General features: G+C 53.4%; 1 pseudogene. It reads left to right on the top strand.

Features of this window, described 5'->3' with window-relative positions:
• Positions 1 to 127, top strand: a pseudogene (locus tag SB772_RS45345) (IS5/IS1182 family transposase); the annotation flags it as partial.
• Between the last annotated feature and the right edge of the window lie 111 nt (positions 128 to 238).

Genomic DNA, 238 nt, shown 5'->3' on the forward strand with positions numbered 1-238 from the left:
TGCCTGGCTCCATGCGTTTCGAAGACTCAAAATTCGTTACGAACGCTACGCTCATGTTCACGAGGCCTTTATGTCTTTGGCCTGCGCCCTGATTTGCTGGACGCGTCTCAAGCCTTTGTTTAACTAATTTCGCAACAGCTTCTTAGTCAGTCATCCTGATCGTGAGCTTCGTGCGCCCGTCGATCCATCCTGGTTCGATATATGCCGACATGCGCCGACATCGCCGCCCGTCGCCGAA

Origin of the sequence: Paraburkholderia sp. SIMBA_030, assembly GCF_046535245.1 — a bacterium.
Taxonomy (GTDB): domain Bacteria; phylum Pseudomonadota; class Gammaproteobacteria; order Burkholderiales; family Burkholderiaceae; genus Paraburkholderia.